The 14,245-nt window shown below is 74.1% G+C and carries 13 protein-coding genes; 7 read left to right on the forward strand and 6 right to left on the reverse strand.

Annotated features, from left to right (window positions below; translation table 11 throughout):
* Nucleotides 1-33: 33 nt before the first annotated feature.
* The 4 genes from ACFVIU_RS04890 to ACFVIU_RS04905 all read left to right on the forward strand — a co-directional run bounded on the left by ACFVIU_RS04890 (nt 34) and on the right by ACFVIU_RS04905 (nt 3,870).
* On the forward strand, nt 34-900 hold the full coding sequence (locus tag ACFVIU_RS04890) for a LysR family transcriptional regulator (RefSeq protein ID WP_385840650.1): 867 nt from the start codon (nt 34-36) through the stop codon (nt 898-900).
* A gap of 150 nt (nt 901-1,050) precedes the next feature.
* Nucleotides 1,051-1,614 carry a PDZ domain-containing protein gene (locus ACFVIU_RS04895; RefSeq protein WP_385840651.1) on the forward strand — a complete coding sequence of 188 codons (564 nt, stop codon included), beginning with the start codon at nt 1,051-1,053 and terminating at the stop codon, nt 1,612-1,614.
* A gap of 132 nt (nt 1,615-1,746) precedes the next feature.
* A complete protein-coding gene (locus ACFVIU_RS04900; protein ID WP_385840652.1) occupies nt 1,747-2,874 on the forward strand; it encodes an aminopeptidase P family protein in 1,128 nt (375 codons plus the stop codon).
* A gap of 51 nt (nt 2,875-2,925) precedes the next feature.
* Entirely contained in the window at nt 2,926-3,870 is a 945-nt protein-coding gene (locus tag ACFVIU_RS04905; RefSeq protein ID WP_385840654.1) for an aminoglycoside phosphotransferase family protein, read from the forward strand.
* Between the two features lie 108 nt (nt 3,871-3,978).
* On the opposite strand, the gene ACFVIU_RS04910 is transcribed toward ACFVIU_RS04905, so the two are convergent.
* Genes ACFVIU_RS04910 through ACFVIU_RS04930 form a run of 5 tightly spaced genes read right to left on the reverse strand, consistent with a single transcriptional unit; the run spans nt 3,979 to nt 9,466 of the window.
* Nucleotides 3,979-4,704, reverse strand: coding sequence for a response regulator transcription factor (locus tag ACFVIU_RS04910; protein WP_385840655.1), 726 nt, complete (start codon nt 4,702-4,704; stop codon nt 3,979-3,981).
* Between the two features lie 56 nt (nt 4,705-4,760).
* Complete coding sequence (locus ACFVIU_RS04915) at nt 4,761-7,409, reverse strand: FtsX-like permease family protein (RefSeq protein WP_385840656.1); 2,649 nt, start codon at nt 7,407-7,409, stop codon at nt 4,761-4,763.
* Nucleotides 7,406-8,068 (reverse strand): ABC transporter ATP-binding protein, encoded by a 663-nt coding sequence (locus tag ACFVIU_RS04920; protein WP_385840657.1) that lies wholly within the window; start codon nt 8,066-8,068, stop codon nt 7,406-7,408. Before ACFVIU_RS04920 ends, ACFVIU_RS04915 begins: the two co-directional genes overlap by 4 nt.
* Complete coding sequence (locus tag ACFVIU_RS04925) at nt 8,055-8,813, reverse strand: ABC transporter ATP-binding protein (RefSeq protein WP_385840658.1); 759 nt, start codon at nt 8,811-8,813, stop codon at nt 8,055-8,057. Before ACFVIU_RS04925 ends, ACFVIU_RS04920 begins: the two co-directional genes overlap by 14 nt.
* A gap of 5 nt (nt 8,814-8,818) precedes the next feature.
* Nucleotides 8,819-9,466 carry a hypothetical protein gene (locus ACFVIU_RS04930; protein WP_385840660.1) on the reverse strand — a complete coding sequence of 216 codons (648 nt, stop codon included), beginning with the start codon at nt 9,464-9,466 and terminating at the stop codon, nt 8,819-8,821.
* A 181-nt stretch (nt 9,467-9,647) separates the two neighbouring features.
* Between ACFVIU_RS04930 and ACFVIU_RS04935 the strand changes: the two genes are divergently transcribed.
* Nucleotides 9,648-10,964, forward strand: a complete 1,317-nt coding sequence (locus ACFVIU_RS04935; protein WP_385840661.1) for a histidine kinase dimerization/phospho-acceptor domain-containing protein — start codon at nt 9,648-9,650, stop codon at nt 10,962-10,964.
* A gap of 127 nt (nt 10,965-11,091) precedes the next feature.
* On the opposite strand, the gene treZ is transcribed toward ACFVIU_RS04935, so the two are convergent.
* Nucleotides 11,092-12,837 (reverse strand): malto-oligosyltrehalose trehalohydrolase, encoded by a 1,746-nt coding sequence (gene treZ, locus ACFVIU_RS04940; RefSeq protein ID WP_385840663.1) that lies wholly within the window; start codon nt 12,835-12,837, stop codon nt 11,092-11,094.
* Nucleotides 12,838-13,029: 192 nt separating this feature from the next.
* On the opposite strand from treZ, the gene ACFVIU_RS04945 reads away from it, so the two are divergent.
* Entirely contained in the window at nt 13,030-13,581 is a 552-nt protein-coding gene (locus ACFVIU_RS04945; RefSeq protein ID WP_385840664.1) for an FHA domain-containing protein, read from the forward strand.
* Between the two features lie 160 nt (nt 13,582-13,741).
* Complete coding sequence (locus tag ACFVIU_RS04950; protein WP_385840665.1) at nt 13,742-14,221, forward strand: SSI family serine proteinase inhibitor; 480 nt, start codon at nt 13,742-13,744, stop codon at nt 14,219-14,221.
* Nucleotides 14,222-14,245 lie beyond the last annotated feature (24 nt).

Here is a 14,245-nt window from a genome sequence, read left to right on the forward strand (position 1 = left end):
GCGCAGGCCCCGCAGGGTGGGATCCTGAGCCGCATGGACCCCCATCTGCTGCGCACGTACGTCACCGTGGCGCGCCTCGCCTCCTTCTCCGCGGCCGCCCGCGAGCTGGGCTACACCCAGTCGGCGGTCTCCCAGCACATCGCCGCGCTCGAACAGGATCTGGGCGCGGCCCTGCTGACCCGGCGTCCGGTCACGCCCACGGCGGCCGGGGAGCGGCTGCTGGAGCACGCGGGTCCCTTGCTGCTGCGCCTGGACGCGGCCCGCGCCGATGTCTCCCGCATGGCCACCGCGCCCGCCCATGGCCTCACCCTCGCCACCACGCCCACCGCCCTCGGTGCCGCCGTCCTCGCCGCGCTGCCGCCCTCCGGCGTCACCCTGCGCGTGCTCACCCGCGAGGAGATCCCGGCCGCCGTCGCGACCGGCACCGCCGATCTCGGCCTCGTCGACGGGCTGGCCGCGCCGAGCGATCCGCTGCGGCTGTCCGATGTGGCACCGCTGAGCAGCCACGGCGTCGCCGAGGAGCCCGTGAGCGTCCTGCTGCCCGCCGCCCACCCCCTCGCCGGCCGCCCCGGTCTGCGCCTCGCCGACCTGAGCGACGCCCGCTGGCTCGACGCGCCCGACGCCGCCCTGCCGCTCCCGCAAGCGCGCGCCGCCACCGGCGGCGGCGCCTTCCGCCGCGCCCTGCGCTACGAGGGCACCGACCTGCGCACCCTCACCGCCCTCGCGGCCGCCGGCCACGGTCTGGTCCTGCTGCCCCGCTCGACCGCCGAGGCCGTACCGGGCACGACCGCCGTCCCCCTCACCGACCCCCGCCTCGTCCACCGCACGGAACTCCTCCACGGCGGAACCCCGAGGGGAGCGGCGGCCCAGCTCGTGAGCAGACTGGTGCCGGGTGCATGAGCGGGTGCGGACAGCGGAGGGGGCCACCCACGGGGGCGACGAGCACCCCAGGGGATGGATACCCTGCGCCACGCCCCGACCAGTCTCACTCGTTCGTGTCTTGTCGCGGCCCGGTGCCCCGGGTAGGCACCAGCCGGAGGCGAGCGAACCATGGAACAGACTGCGTTGCGGCCCAAGCCGATGCCCGGACAGGACCCGCGTGACCCCGGCAACCCCGGCCCCGCCCGCCGCCCGCACGCCGCGCGCCGGCGCGGCCGGCGGCTGCGGACCCTGCTGTTCGGCCTGTTCACCGGCGCCGTGCTGGTGCTGTCCGGGGTCGGCATCGGAGCGGTCGGCGCCACTGTGATCGGCATGAGCAGACTCGCCGGGCTGCAACGCCAGGAACCGAGGCCCACCCCCTCGACCGGACCCGGCCCCGCCGCCACCCAGAGCCCCGCCCCGGCAGGGCCCACGGCGACCCTGGGCGTGGAGGCCGTCGACGCCGGGAAGGTCGGGGCGCTGGTGGTGGGCGTCCATGTGCCGGGGCCCGGTTACACCGCCGGTCTGGTCCGCGGGGACGTCCTGCTCCAGTTCGGCGCCGTCCGGGTCGACACCGCGGCCGACCTCGCCCGCGCGGTGGCCCACGCCCGGCCCGGCAGCGGTGTGCTGCTCACCATCCGTCACAGCAGCGGGGGGTACCAGCAGTTGACGGTGGTGCCGGGAGTGGTGGTCTGACCGGGCCGGCCGCGCTGCCCCCCGACGCCGTGCGACCGGCTCGCGGGGCCCTGTCCTTCCGGGCAGGATGCTGCCCGAGAGACATCCCCGCCCGCTTCTCCCGTCTCTCCCGTCCGCCCCCGGAGGCATGTCATGACCGGTAGCGCGCCCGCGCCCTTCACCGCCGCCGACTACCGGGCCCGCATGGAACGCGCCGCACGCTCCGCCGCCGACGCGGGCCTCGCGGGCCTGCTCGTGGCACCCGGCCCGGACATGGTCTGGCTGACCGGCTACACACCGGCCGCGGTCACCGAACGGCTCACCGTGCTCGTCCTCGCCGCCGGCCGTGACCCCGTCCTCGTCGTGCCCACCCTGGAGGCGCCCGACGCCGAGCAGGCGGCCGGCGCCGCCGCGGTGGCGCTGCGCGACTGGACCGACGGCAAGGACCCGTACGCCGTCACCGCCGCGCTCCTCGACGCCCGCGGCCGGTTCGGCATCAGCGACAACACCTGGGCGATGCACCTGCTCGGCCTGCAACAGGCGCTGCCCGACACCTCCTACGCCTCCCTCACCGACGCCCTGCCCATGCTGCGCGCCGTCAAGGACGCCGCCGAGCTGGAACTCCTGGCAGCCGCCGGAGCGGCTGCCGATGCAACGTTCGAGGAGATCCGGAAGGTTCCCTTCGCCGGCCGCCGCGAGTCCGACATCGGCCGCGACCTCGCCGACCTGCTGCGCCGTTTCGGCCACTCCCAGGTCGACTTCACCATCGTCGGCTCGGGCCCCAACGGCGCCAACCCGCACCACGAGGTCGGCGACCGGGTCATCCGGCACGGCGACATGGTCGTCCTCGACTTCGGCGGGCTGAAGGACGGCTACGGCTCCGACACCACCCGCACGGTCCACGTCGGCGAGCCCACCGAGGAGGAACGCCGGGTGCACGACACCGTGCGCGCCGCCCAGGAGGCGGGCTTCCTGGCCGTACGGCCGGGCGTGGCCTGTCAGGAGGTCGACCGTGCCGCCCGCGCGGTGATCGCCGGCGCGGGGTACGGCGAGTACTTCATCCACCGCACCGGGCACGGTATCGGCGTCACCACGCACGAGCCGCCGTACATGATCGAGGGCGAGGAGCAGCCCCTTGTGCCCGGCATGTGCTTCTCCGTGGAGCCCGGCATCTATCTGCCCGGCCGTTTCGGCGTGCGCATCGAGGACATCGTCACCGTCACGGAGGACGGCGGCCGCCGTTTCAACACCACGACGCGTGAGATGGTCATAGTGGACTGAGAGGCCCAGGAGACACACCCTCGACGACACCCGGAACGGCGACATCCGACCATGACCGAGGCACCGACACCCACCGCGGAGACCGTCCGCAGACTGGTCCGTTCGCTGATCAAGGACAGCGGCGACAAGGCGGGCGGCACCGCGGGACCCGACGTCCGTCCGGTCCGCGAGGGCCATGACTACACCTGGTACGTCGGCACCCGTCAGGTGCTGCGCCTGGCGCCCGACCGGGAGGCCTCGGCGCTGCGCCGCAGGGAACTGCGGCTGCGCGACCTGGTCCGCCCGCATCTGCCGCTCGCCGTCCCCACCAGCGTCGCGCACGGCGACTGGGCGCCCGGTCTCGCCTACACCCTCGACACCAAGCTGCCCGGCGGCACGGCCGACGAGCACGACGTCTCCGCCCTCGGCGAGGCCGACCTCGCCGGGCTGCTCACCGGGCTGCGCGCGGTGCCCGCACGCCAGGCCGAGGCGCTCGGCGTGCCACGCACCGCCCCGCGCTCGCTGGAGGCGCTGCGCCGGATGGCCGTGCACGCGGCGGAACGGCTCGCCGCGGCCGACGAGTTCGACGCCGCCCGGCTGCTCCAGCTCACCCCCGCGGGCGCCGCCCAGCTCGCCGCGCAGCCCGGCACCGCCGTGCTCACCCACCACGGGCTGACCGGGGAGCACGTGGTGGTCAGCGCCGACGGCCGGGTGCGCGGCATCCTGGACTGGACCCGGGCGGCCGTGGGCGACCCCGCCGAGGACATCGCCGGACTCGCCCTCGCCGTCGGCTCGCCGGCCGCCGTCCGCGCCGCGACCCTCGCCGGGTACGGCGCCCGCCCCTGCCTGCGCGGCCTGTGGCTCGCCCGCTGCGACACCGTCATCCGGCTCACCGGCCACATCGAGGGCCGCGCGGGAGGCTCCCCGACCCTGCTGCGGACCCAGCTGCGGCGGGCGTGGGAGCCGATCCTGCTGGAACGGGTGACGGACTTCAAGGAAGACACCCCGGACCCGTGACGGCCCCCTGCCCCGACGAGCCCGCGCACAGCGCCGCCACGGCCGGCTGACCTGCCCGCGCCCCGTCGACGGTGCTCGGCCCGGCGTTGCCGCCGTGGGCCGAGTGTGTCAGCCCTCCAGTCGGTAACCGTGTCCCCTGAGCGTGGTGATGCCGGGCATACGGGCCGGGCGGGAGGCTGTTCGGGTGGCTTCGGCGAGGCGGCGGCGCAGGCCGGCCATGGTGACGTCGAGAGTCTTGGTGGAGCCGAACCAGTTCTCGTCCCAGACCTCGGCCATCAGGGTCTCGCGGGAGACCGCTTGTCCCGCGTGGCGTCCGAGAAGGGCGAGCAGCTCGAACTCCTTCGGGCGCAGGGGGACGTCCGCGCCGTGCAGGGTGCAGCGTCGGGCCACGGTGTCGACGACGAGGTCGCCGAGCCGGAGCGGCACGGCGGTCGTGGTGGGGGTGTGGCGGCGCAGGTGGGCGCGGAGGCGGGCGAGCAGGACGGTCAGGCTGAAGGGTTTGACGAGGTAGTCGTCGGCTCCGGCGTCCAGGCCGGCGATGACGTCGATGTCGTCGGTGCGTGCGGTGAGGATGATGATCAGCAGGTCGGGACGGCGGGCGCGTAGCGTGCGGGCGATGTCGATGCCGTCCGTGTCGGGCAGACCGAGGTCCAGGAGCAGGGCGTCATAGGACGTGCCGGAGGCTTCCGTGAGGGCGCTCTCGCCGGTGCGACTCCAATGGGTCGTGTAGCCGTTGCTGCGCAGGCCGGTTTCCAGGTGGCGGCCGATGGTGTCGTCGTCCTCGACGACGAGGACGCGGGGGCGGTCGTGGTCCGGCATGGCGGGTGAGCGCATGCCCGACAGCGTAGGAGCAGACGTCGTGGCCGGCTGGACCGGCGGCCGTGGGGCGCTCACAGGTCTCGCAGCTCCTCCACCGCGGGGCGCTTGGCCCGCCGGATGCCGTTCAGGGCGGCGGCCAGCACGGCCAGCACCGCTGCGAGCGCGGTGAGGACCAGGTAGGAGCCGGGGACTGCAAGAGCCGAGGGGGGTGGGTCGAACACACCGGTCAGTACCTTGACCAGCATGTCGGACAGGGCCCAGCCGATGAGGGCACCCCCGGCCAGCCCGCCGGTGATCAGCAGGAGGGCTTCGGTGAGGACCATGCCGCGCAGCTGATGTTTCCTCGCGCCGAGGACCGTGGCGATGGCGAAGGTGCGGCGGCGTTCGGCGAGGCCGAGGGCGAGGACGAGTCCTCCGGCTCCGGCGGCCAGCAGGACGGCGAAGGCGAGTTCGATGCGGGTCAGGCCGGCCAGGTCGACGGAGGTGAGGCTGGTGCCGACGGTGCCGCGGGTCTGGGTGAGGTCCGTGACGGTGGCGGCGGTGCCGAGCCGGTGGCGCAGCTGTGCGGCGATCTGCTTCTGATGGGTGGCGCCGGTATCGAGGAGGAAGGCGCCGACGGCGTCGCTGCCTGTGGTCCTGGCGATGTAGGAGGCGTTGGCGACGAAGAAGCTGTCCCTGGGGGCGGTGGGGAACTCCTTGACGATGCCCGCGTAGTGGAACGGAACGGTGAGCAGGGCCTTGGTGCGGGCGTCCTGGATGCGCAGGTTGACCGTGTCGCCCGGGGAGAGCTGGAAGTCGTTGACCGTCTCGGCGCTGACCAGCAGGCTGTCGGGCCGCTGGGCGAGCCGGTGCATCAGCTGGGCCGCGGTGCCGCCGGAGAAGTAGGCATTCTGCAGGGAGGTGGCCTGCGCGACGGTGTCGGGGCGGACGCCGTAGAGGTCCTGAAGGTCGGAGCCGACGTAGGCGAAGCGGTGCTGGAGCGGTTCGACGTGCCGCACGCCGGGGATCTTCAGAGTGCCGGCGGCACTGGGCGGTACCCGGGCGCCGGGGGGCTGGGTGACGGTGACGTCGGCGCCGTTGGTCAGCCGGGTGTCGACCTCCGCCTGCTGCTTGTAGGTGGAGTTGAAGACGGCGGTCGACACGGCGAAGGACACGGCCAGCGCGAGGAGGACCACCGAGCGGGCGAGGGGACGTCGGCGCCGGGAGAGGGCGGCGGCCGTCGTCCCGGCGAGTGAAGCGGTCAGAGGGCGCGCCAGCCGGGCCAGGACGGGCCGGCCGTGGCCGAGGGCGAGCAGGGTCAGGCGCCACAGCAGCAGGGCGGCGCCGATCCACAGCAGGGCGGGGCCGAGGAAGGCCCAGTACGACACCGAGATGCTGGGGACGCCTTCGGGGGCCAGGACGAGGGCGTACTGGTTCCCGGACGAGGCCCGGAAGACGAGCCAGGAGCCGATCAGCAGCAGGAAGTCCAGGCCGTACCGCATCCACCACGGGTTGCGGGTGCTGCGGGCGCCCGCCTCCTTGCGGGTGTCGGACACGGTGAGCGTGCGCAGGTCGCGCACGGCGGGCACGAGGACGGCGCCGGCGGCGACGGCGGCACCGAGAACGAACGCGACGGCGTACCACAGGGCCCAGCTGCCCCCGGTCCCGAACGACGCGGTACCGAAGGCGATGCGGCCGGTCAGCGCGGCGAGAGCGACGCCCGCCAGGCCGCCGGCGACGGCGATCAGTGCCGCCTCCAGGCCGGCGAGGGCGGTGATCTGGCGGGGGCGAAGGCCGCGCAGCCGCAGCAGTCCCTGCTCCTGGCGGCGCCGGTCACCCCCTGCGGCGGCGACGGCGGCGGTGAGAGAGGCGGCCAGGACGGCGCCGGGGACGCCGAGGAAGAGGAAGAGGATCTGTGCGTAGAGGGCGTCCTGGCGGGCGGAGTCGAGGGCGGCGCCGACGTTGTTGCCGACGAGCGCGGCCCCGGACGAGCGGGCTTCGAGGTTGTGCGCGGCACCCGTGACCGCGGTGAACGCGGCGGCCGGATCCGAGGGCAGCCGGCCGTCGTCGCGGGCGACGTGGATCTGGGTGGTGACTCCGGTGGCGCCCCGGGTCAGCGAGGCGAACCGGGTCGCGGGCAGCAGGACGACGTTGTCCGGAGGCGCGGTCGGCTGGGACTGGCTGGGGGCGCCGACGGTCTGGAAGAGCGAGTCGGCCTGGGGCAGGTCGATCACGCCGTCGACCTTCACCTGGCGCATGCCGGCGCCGGGGAGACCGATGCCGATCGTGTCACCGGGGGCGGCGTGCAGGTTGGACGCGGTCTGCTGGGCCAGCAGGACACCATCGGCGCGCCCGGACAGGGGGCGGATCTCGCCGGGGAACCGGCTGCGGTAGCCGTCGGGCAGACCGAGCGCCATACCGGGGCCGGTGGTCTGGGTGCTGCCCTGGACCTGGGCGGTGAAGCCGGAGGTGTGGGCGAAGCCGACCGGCAGGGCGGCGCGGGTCCCGGGTGTCCTGCGGACGAGTGACAGGACGGTGTGCGTATCGGCGCCCGGCTGGACCTGGACCTGCCAGTCGACGGCGACGGAGCGCACGGCGCGCTGGGTCATCGTGGCCTTCGACGCGGTGAGGAAGGAGCCGAGGGCGGCGATGAGGGCGACCGCGAGGGCGATCCCGGCCAGTGCGGCCAGCAGCCGTCCTGCCCGGTGCCGGGTCAGCCCGCGCGCCCATGCGGTGATCATGACGTCCCCTCGGGTGCGAGCAGGCGGCCGTCGCGCATGCTGCGCCGGACGGTGAGCCGGGCGGCGACGGCCGGGTCATGGGTGGTGACCACGAGTGCGGCGCCCGTGCGGTCGGCTGCCGTCAGCAGGGCGTCCAGGACGCGGGTGCCGGTGGCATGGTCGAGGCGCCCGGTGGGCTCGTCGGCGAGGATCAGGCGCGGGCTCTGGGCCAGGACCCGGGCGGCGGCCGCACGCTGGGCCTGTCCGCCGGAGATCTCCTCGGGCAGGCGCTCGGCGAGGTCGGCGGCACCCACCTGGTCCAGTGCCGCGCGGGCGGCTTCCTGAGCCTCCGTCTCGGTCCGGCCGGCCAGGACGAGCGGCAGGGCGGCGTTCTCCAGCACGTTCAGGGCGGGAATGAGGCTGTCGCCCTGGAAGACCAGGCCGATGCCGAACGTCCCCAGCGACGCGGGCCGGATCACCTGCCCGCTGGTGGGCTGTTCCAGCCCGGCCAGCAGATGCAGCAGCGAACTCTTGCCCGACCCCGACGGGCCGACGACGGCGAGCCTCTCGCCGGCCCGGATCTCCAGATTCGCCCCGTGCACGGCCACCACGGCCTGCGCACCCCTGCCGAAGGTGAGGGCTGCGTCCCGGCAGGCCACGAGCGTCTCATCCGAGGGCATGCCGCTCCTCCTCCCGCCGCGAACGGCGATCCGCCATGGAGGTGCTGTCGGTTCTTCCGTCGATCAGCGTGATCACCCGGTCGGCGATCCGCACCGCTTCGGCGCTGTGCGTGACGATCAGCACGGCGCAGCCGTCCGCTGCCCGATCGCGCAGCATCGTGAGAACCAGTTGCTCGGTGCCGCCGTCCAGTTCACCGGTCGGCTCGTCCGCGAGGAGCACCTCGGGCGCGTTGGCCAGCGCGACGGCGAGCCCGGCCCGCGCCACCTCGCCCCCGGACAGCTGCCGGGGCAGTGCGTGCGCTCGCTCGGCGAGCCTGACCTGCCCCACGAGCTCCCGCCACGAGACGGCGGAGCGGCGCCCTGCCGCGCGCTGGGCCAGGAGGATGTTGTCGCGCACGCTCAGGTGCGGCAGCAGGTTGCGGGTCTGGAGCAGCACGCCGATGTGCCGGGCCCGCAGCCGGGCTCGCTCGGTCTCCGGCCGGTGACTGATCCGGACGCCGTTCACGCGGACCTCGCCGCCCGAGGGTTCGTCCAGCCCGGCCAGGCAGGACAGCAGGGTCGACTTGCCCGACCCGGACGGCCCGACGACCGCGACGGTCTCCCCACGCCGGACGTTCAGGGACACCCCCCGCAGGGCGAGTGTCTCCTCCTCCCCGGCCCGGTAGAAGCGGTACAGCTCGCGCGCGGTCAGCACGTCCTCGGCCGGATGGCCGGCGCCGACGCCGTCGTGGGAGTCGGAGGACATCCCGCTCACCGCCAGGCGAAGGAGTCGCTGATGATCCGCCACGGGTCGACGTTGTCGGCGTTGACCGGCCCGGACAGGGTCACGTCCACCTCATGACCGGACCGGTGGTAGGCGTACCGCTCGAAGGCGTCCCGCACGACCTTCCCGGTGACCGGGTCCTTCGCGGAGTCGGCCTGGTAGGTCAGCAGCACGACGCGGCCGGCGTGCCGGTTGACCTCGGACACCTTGGGGGCGGCGAACTTCGCCGCGTGGCTGCGCAGCTGCGGAATCACCGTGTGGGTGACCGAGCCGACCGTGGGAGCGGCGGACGCGGTGGCGGCCGTGATCCGGACGGTGTTCAGCTTGTCCGTGAACACCGTGGTGTCCTTGCGGACGGTACGGGCCCAGCCCTCGGGCACTTTCACGGTGAAGCCCGTGAAAGTGCCACCGGCCGGGTGGTAGGGGACGTACACCTGGTTGTCGGGGATGTCGCCGGGCGGATTGGACTCGGTGGGCGCGGGTGCCGGGTTCTTCTGGCCGCCGCCTACGGGGGTACCCGCGGCGGGTGACGTCGGGGCGGAGCCTGCGTGCGACCCCGAACCGGAACAGCCGGCGCTCACCGCGGCGACCAGAGCCAGGGTGACGACGGCGGTCGCCCGTGTGTGTACTGCCATGACCACTGCCCTCCCAGGAGCGTGCCGGTGAGCCCGTCGGCCGGACGGCCGGAGACCGGACGGTCATGGCACCCACGCTAGGAACCGGCTGGTTAGCGCCCGGCTCGGTGAGGGTTAGATGACGGCAAAAGGGTGTGCCGCATCCGGTCGGCCCGGGAGGGGGGCCCGCATGATGAGGGACATGAGACAGCGCGTGGTGAGAGTCGCCCTGACCGCCGCCCTGGTCGCCGTCGTCCTCCTCGCCGTGCCCCTGGCCTGGGCCATCAGGTCGGCGCTCTACACCGGCCAGCGCGACACTCTGGAACGGGCGGCCCTTGCCGGCGCCGTCCGTGTCAGCCCCGACTACCGGACCGGCGACCCGGTGGAACTGCCCGCCCCGCCGGCCGGCACGCATCTCGGACTGTACGACCCGCAGCTCAGGCTGCGGGCCGGTGACGGCCCCCGCCCGGGTGACCCACCAGTCCGCCGGGCCCTTAAGGGGCAGGCCGACCGAAGCCGGTCGGGCGGCGACCTGGTTGTCGCCGTGCCCGTCTCCCATGCCGAGCAGGTGATCGGGGTGGTACGCGCGTCCTCTCCGGTCAGCGCGGTACGCGAGCGGATCCTGGCCGTGTGGGGCGCTTTGCTGGGCGTGGCGGCGCTCGCGCTGGTGGTCGCCGTCGGTGTCGCCCGCCGCCAGGCACGGGCGCTGGCCGCACCGCTGGAGGACCTTTCGCGTCACTGCCGCGCCGTCACCGCCGGCGACCTGACCGCCCGCGCCGCCCCGAGCAGCATCGCCGAGATCGACCAGGTCGCCCGCACCCACAACGAGATGCTGCACAGTCTCTCCGAACTCCTGCGCCGCGAGCGGGACTTCACCTCCAACGCCTCTCACCAGCTGCGCACCCCCCTGACCGGCCTCCAGCTCACCCTGGAAGCGGGCCTGGAACAGCGCGACGACGCCCGGCTGCGGCCGCTTGTCGAGGAGGCTCTGGCGACCACCCGCCGCCTCCACGACACCGTGGAAGAGGTACTGCGCCTGTCCGGCTCCCGCAGCCTGCCCCGGCCGCATCCCGCCGACCGCCCCCTGGCGGATCTGCTGACGGCGTCGGAGGAGCGATGGCACGGTGCCTTCGCCGACGCCGGCAGGCGCCTGGAGTACCTCCGCGGCGACGTGCCGGGGGACGTGGCAGTGCCCGGCGGCCCGCTGACCGAGATCCTCGACGTACTGCTGGACAACGCCCTCGCCCATGGACACGGCACGGTCCGTGTCAGGGTGCGCGACCTCGACGACGCGCTGGCCTTCGACGTCACCGACGAAGGCGAGGTGCGCGGTGACACCGGGCGACTGTTCGACCGGGGGCACACCGGCAGCGGCGCGGGAACGGGCATCGGCCTGGCCCTCGCCCGTGACCTGGCCCTCTCGCTCGGCGGGCGGCTCTCCCTGGCCGGCCGTACCCCCACCACCTTCACTCTGCTCGTGCCGGTGTCCCAGGAGGCTGGAGCCGACGAACCCGGGTGAGACCTCGAGCCGCCCGTCGACACCGTGGCGTGCTAGGGCAAGCAGAGAGACCGCCCGCGCACGCCACAGACGCCGGGCACCGACCGGGACGACACACACCACGCACACCGCCCCCCAGCACCGTGTCTCAGGGCTGGGTCAGCACCACGGAGGACTCGGCCGGGAGGTGGAGCAGGCCGTCCGGGCCCGGGGTGGACACCGGGGTCCAGGCGGCGAGGACCTCCACCCGGGCGGTGCCCAGCGGGATCGCCGCCGGCTGCTTGCCCAGGTTCACCGCCACCCGTACGTCGCCGCGGCGGAAGGCCAGCCAGCGGGCGTCCTCGTCGTAGGCCACCTTGATGTCGGTGAGGTCGGGATCGGTGAGGTCGGGCTGGTCCCGGCGCAGCGCGATCAGCTCCCGGTACCAGGCCAGCACGCGCGCGTGGGGGTCGCGGCCGGGTTCCGACCAGTCCAGGCAGGACCGCTCGCGGGTCGCCGGGTCCTGCGGGTCCGGGACCTCCTCCGCGGCCCAGCCGTGCGCCGCGAACTCCCGCCGCCGGCCCTGTCGTACCGCCTCGGCCAGCTCCGGATCGGTGTGGTCGGTGAAGAACTGCCAGGGCGTGCCGGCCGCCCACTCCTCGCCCATGAACAGCATCGGCGTGAACGGCGCCGTCAGCGTCAGCGTGGCCGCGCAGGCCAGCAGACCGGGGGAGAGGGACGCCGCGAGCCGGTCGCCCTGGGCGCGGTTGCCGACCTGGTCGTGGGTCTGGCTGTAGCCGAGCAGCCGGTGCCCGGCCACGCGCGCGCGGTCCAGCGGACGCCCGTGGCTCCGGCCCCGGAAACTGGAGTAACCGCCGTCGTGGAAGTACCCGCCGGTGAGCGTCTTGGCGAGCGCGGCGCAGGGGGCCTGGGCGAAGTCGGCGTAGTATCCCTGCGACTCACCGGTCAGCGCGGTGTGCAGCGCATGGTGGAAGTCGTCGTTCCACTGGGCGTGCAGCCCCAGGCCCTGCTCCGCGCGCGGGGTGATGAACCGCGGGTTGTTCAGGTCCGACTCGGCGATCAGGAACAGCGGGCGCCCCACCTCCTCGGCGAGCGCGTCCACGGCGGCCGACAGCTCCTCCAGGTAGTGGCACGCGCGCGTGTCGTACAGCGCGTGCACCGCGTCCAGCCGCAGCCCGTCGATCCGGTAGTCCCGCAGCCACGCCAGCGCGCTGCCGACGAGGAAGGCCCGGACCTCGTCCGAACCGGGCGCGTCCAGGTTCACCGCCGCACCCCAGGGGGTGGTGTGCGTATCCGTGAAGTACGGCCCGAAGCGCGGCAGATAGTTACCGGACGGGCCCAGGTGGTTGTGCACCACGTCCAGCACGACGCCCAGCCCCAGTTCGTGCGCCCGGTCCACGAAGCGCTTCAGGGCCTCGGGGCCGCCGTACGGCTCGTGCACCGCCCACAGCGACACCCCTTCGTACCCCCAGCCGTGCCGCCCCGGGAACGGGCACACCGGCATCAACTCCACATGGGTCACGCCCAGTTCCACCAGGTGGCCGAGACGGTCGGCGGCCGCGTCCAAAGTGCCCTCGCGGGTGTACGTGCCCACGTGCAGCTCGTAGAGCACCGCACCCGGCAGCCCGCGCCCCGCCCACGACGCCCGCCACGCGTACCGTCCATGGTCCACGACCGCGCTCAGCCCGTCCGGGCCGTCCGGCTGGCGGCGCGAGCGCGGGTCCGGCAGCACGGGACCGTCGTCCAGCGCGAACCCGTACCGGGTGCCGTCCTCGGCCTCCGCCTCCCCCGTCCACCAGCCCGCCCGCGCAGGATCGCGCGCCAACGCGCGCGTGTCGCCCGCGCACTGGAGCGTCACTCGGTCTGCCTGCGGTGCCCACACCTCGAACTGCACGGACGGTTCCCCTTCGTCTGTGATGGATCGCCTGCTCACCGTGATGTCCCGCGGTCCCATCGTGCCGCCAGGACGATCGATCCGCCTCCGCATTCGATCCCTTTCCCGATCGGTGTCGTGGCAGTACTCGCAGGTGGGCACCGATTCCACGGTTTCTGGACACCAGGGGTTCACTGACCGACAATCACCTCCGTGACGTCGTCCTTCGAGTTCCCCACCTATCCCGCGCGGCTGTCCGACGCGCAGCGCGACAAGGCGTTGCAGGTGCTGCGGGACGGCGTCGCGATGGGCCGCATCTCGCACGACACGTTCGTGCACCGCATGGAACTGGCGCTCGCCGCCCGCCATGCCGACGAACTCGCCGTCCTCGTGGCCGACCTGCCCCGCGAGAACCGCCTCTCCCGGGCGGTCCTCGGCACCGTGGAGGCCGTCTCCGGCTTCACGGTACGGCTGCGCCGGGCCTGGCAGGCCGAGCGGCTGCCCAAGCTGCTGCTGCCGCATCCCGCGCAGCGCGGACCGCTGCGCATCGGCCGCGACCCCGCCAGTGGGCTGCGCCTGACCCACGAGACGGTCTCCCGTGAGCACGCCGAACTCAGGCGCGAGGGCGAGCTGTGGATCCTCAGGGACCTCGGCTCCACCAACGGCACCACGGTCAACGGCCGCCGCGTGATCGGCTCGGTCGTCGTCCGCGAGGGCGACCAGGTCGCCTTCGGCAGAATGGCCTTCCGGCTCGCGGTGAGCTGAGCGCCGCCGCCCCGCATGCCCGTGCCTCCGAGGGGCGGGCGTGTGTCCGGGCCCGCCGGTTCGAACTGGCGCTCCGGCACGCGCGCGTGTGGTCTCCCGATCGGGTGAGGCCGGGAGCGGCGCGCTGCGGAATCCGCGCCGCCGCGCCGATGCTTCGGGGATGACACATCTCACCGGTCTCACCAGGCTCGCCGGTCCCACTTCGCTCCCCGGCCGCATCCGTCCTGTCCGAACGGCCGCGGCCGCCGGGGCGCTGCTGGCGGCAGCCGGTCTCCTCGCCGCCGGCCCGGCCCAGGCGGCGGACCGCGCCTCAGGACCCCTGTCCGGCTCCGGCGACCGGCTGTATCTGACGGTCACCCGGGGCGACGCCTACACCCGCGACACGCGCGGCACGCTGCTGCTGTGCGACCCGCCGCAGGGGCACGCGCACGCGGCGGAGGCATGCGCCGAACTCGCGGCCGCCGACGGCGACATCGGCCGCATCCCGCCCCGCAACGTCTTCTGCACCATGCTGTACGCGCCGGTGACCGCCCACGCGCGCGGGTGGTGGCACGGACGGCCCGTCGAGTTCCGGCAGACGTACACCAACACCTGCGTCATGAACGCGCGGACGGGCTCCGTCTTCGCCCTGGACGACTGAACGCGCCGCCGGGGCCGTCCGCCG

Origin of the sequence: Streptomyces sp. NPDC127190, assembly GCF_042672505.1 — a bacterium.
Classification (GTDB): Bacteria; Actinomycetota; Actinomycetes; order Streptomycetales; family Streptomycetaceae; genus Streptomyces.

What these genes read in the sequence shown, in the direction of transcription:
- ACFVIU_RS04895 (WP_385840651.1), top strand. Translation starts at nt 1,051, where the DNA reads ATGGAACAGACTGCGTTGCGGCCCAAGCCGATGCCCGGACAGGACCCG.
- ACFVIU_RS04910 (WP_385840655.1), bottom strand. Translation starts at nt 4,704, where the DNA reads ATGCGCTCACCCGCCATGCCGGACCACGACCGCCCCCGCGTCCTCGTC.
- ACFVIU_RS04900 (WP_385840652.1), top strand. Translation starts at nt 1,747, where the DNA reads ATGACCGGTAGCGCGCCCGCGCCCTTCACCGCCGCCGACTACCGGGCC.
- ACFVIU_RS04905 (WP_385840654.1), top strand. Translation starts at nt 2,926, where the DNA reads ATGACCGAGGCACCGACACCCACCGCGGAGACCGTCCGCAGACTGGTC.
- ACFVIU_RS04915 (WP_385840656.1), bottom strand. Translation starts at nt 7,409, where the DNA reads ATGATCACCGCATGGGCGCGCGGGCTGACCCGGCACCGGGCAGGACGG.
- ACFVIU_RS04935 (WP_385840661.1), top strand. Translation starts at nt 9,648, where the DNA reads ATGAGACAGCGCGTGGTGAGAGTCGCCCTGACCGCCGCCCTGGTCGCC.
- ACFVIU_RS04925 (WP_385840658.1), bottom strand. Translation starts at nt 8,813, where the DNA reads ATGTCCTCCGACTCCCACGACGGCGTCGGCGCCGGCCATCCGGCCGAG.
- ACFVIU_RS04950 (WP_385840665.1), top strand. Translation starts at nt 13,742, where the DNA reads ATGACACATCTCACCGGTCTCACCAGGCTCGCCGGTCCCACTTCGCTC.
- ACFVIU_RS04890 (WP_385840650.1), top strand. Translation starts at nt 34, where the DNA reads ATGGACCCCCATCTGCTGCGCACGTACGTCACCGTGGCGCGCCTCGCC.
- ACFVIU_RS04920 (WP_385840657.1), bottom strand. Translation starts at nt 8,068, where the DNA reads ATGCCCTCGGATGAGACGCTCGTGGCCTGCCGGGACGCAGCCCTCACC.
- ACFVIU_RS04930 (WP_385840660.1), bottom strand. Translation starts at nt 9,466, where the DNA reads ATGGCAGTACACACACGGGCGACCGCCGTCGTCACCCTGGCTCTGGTC.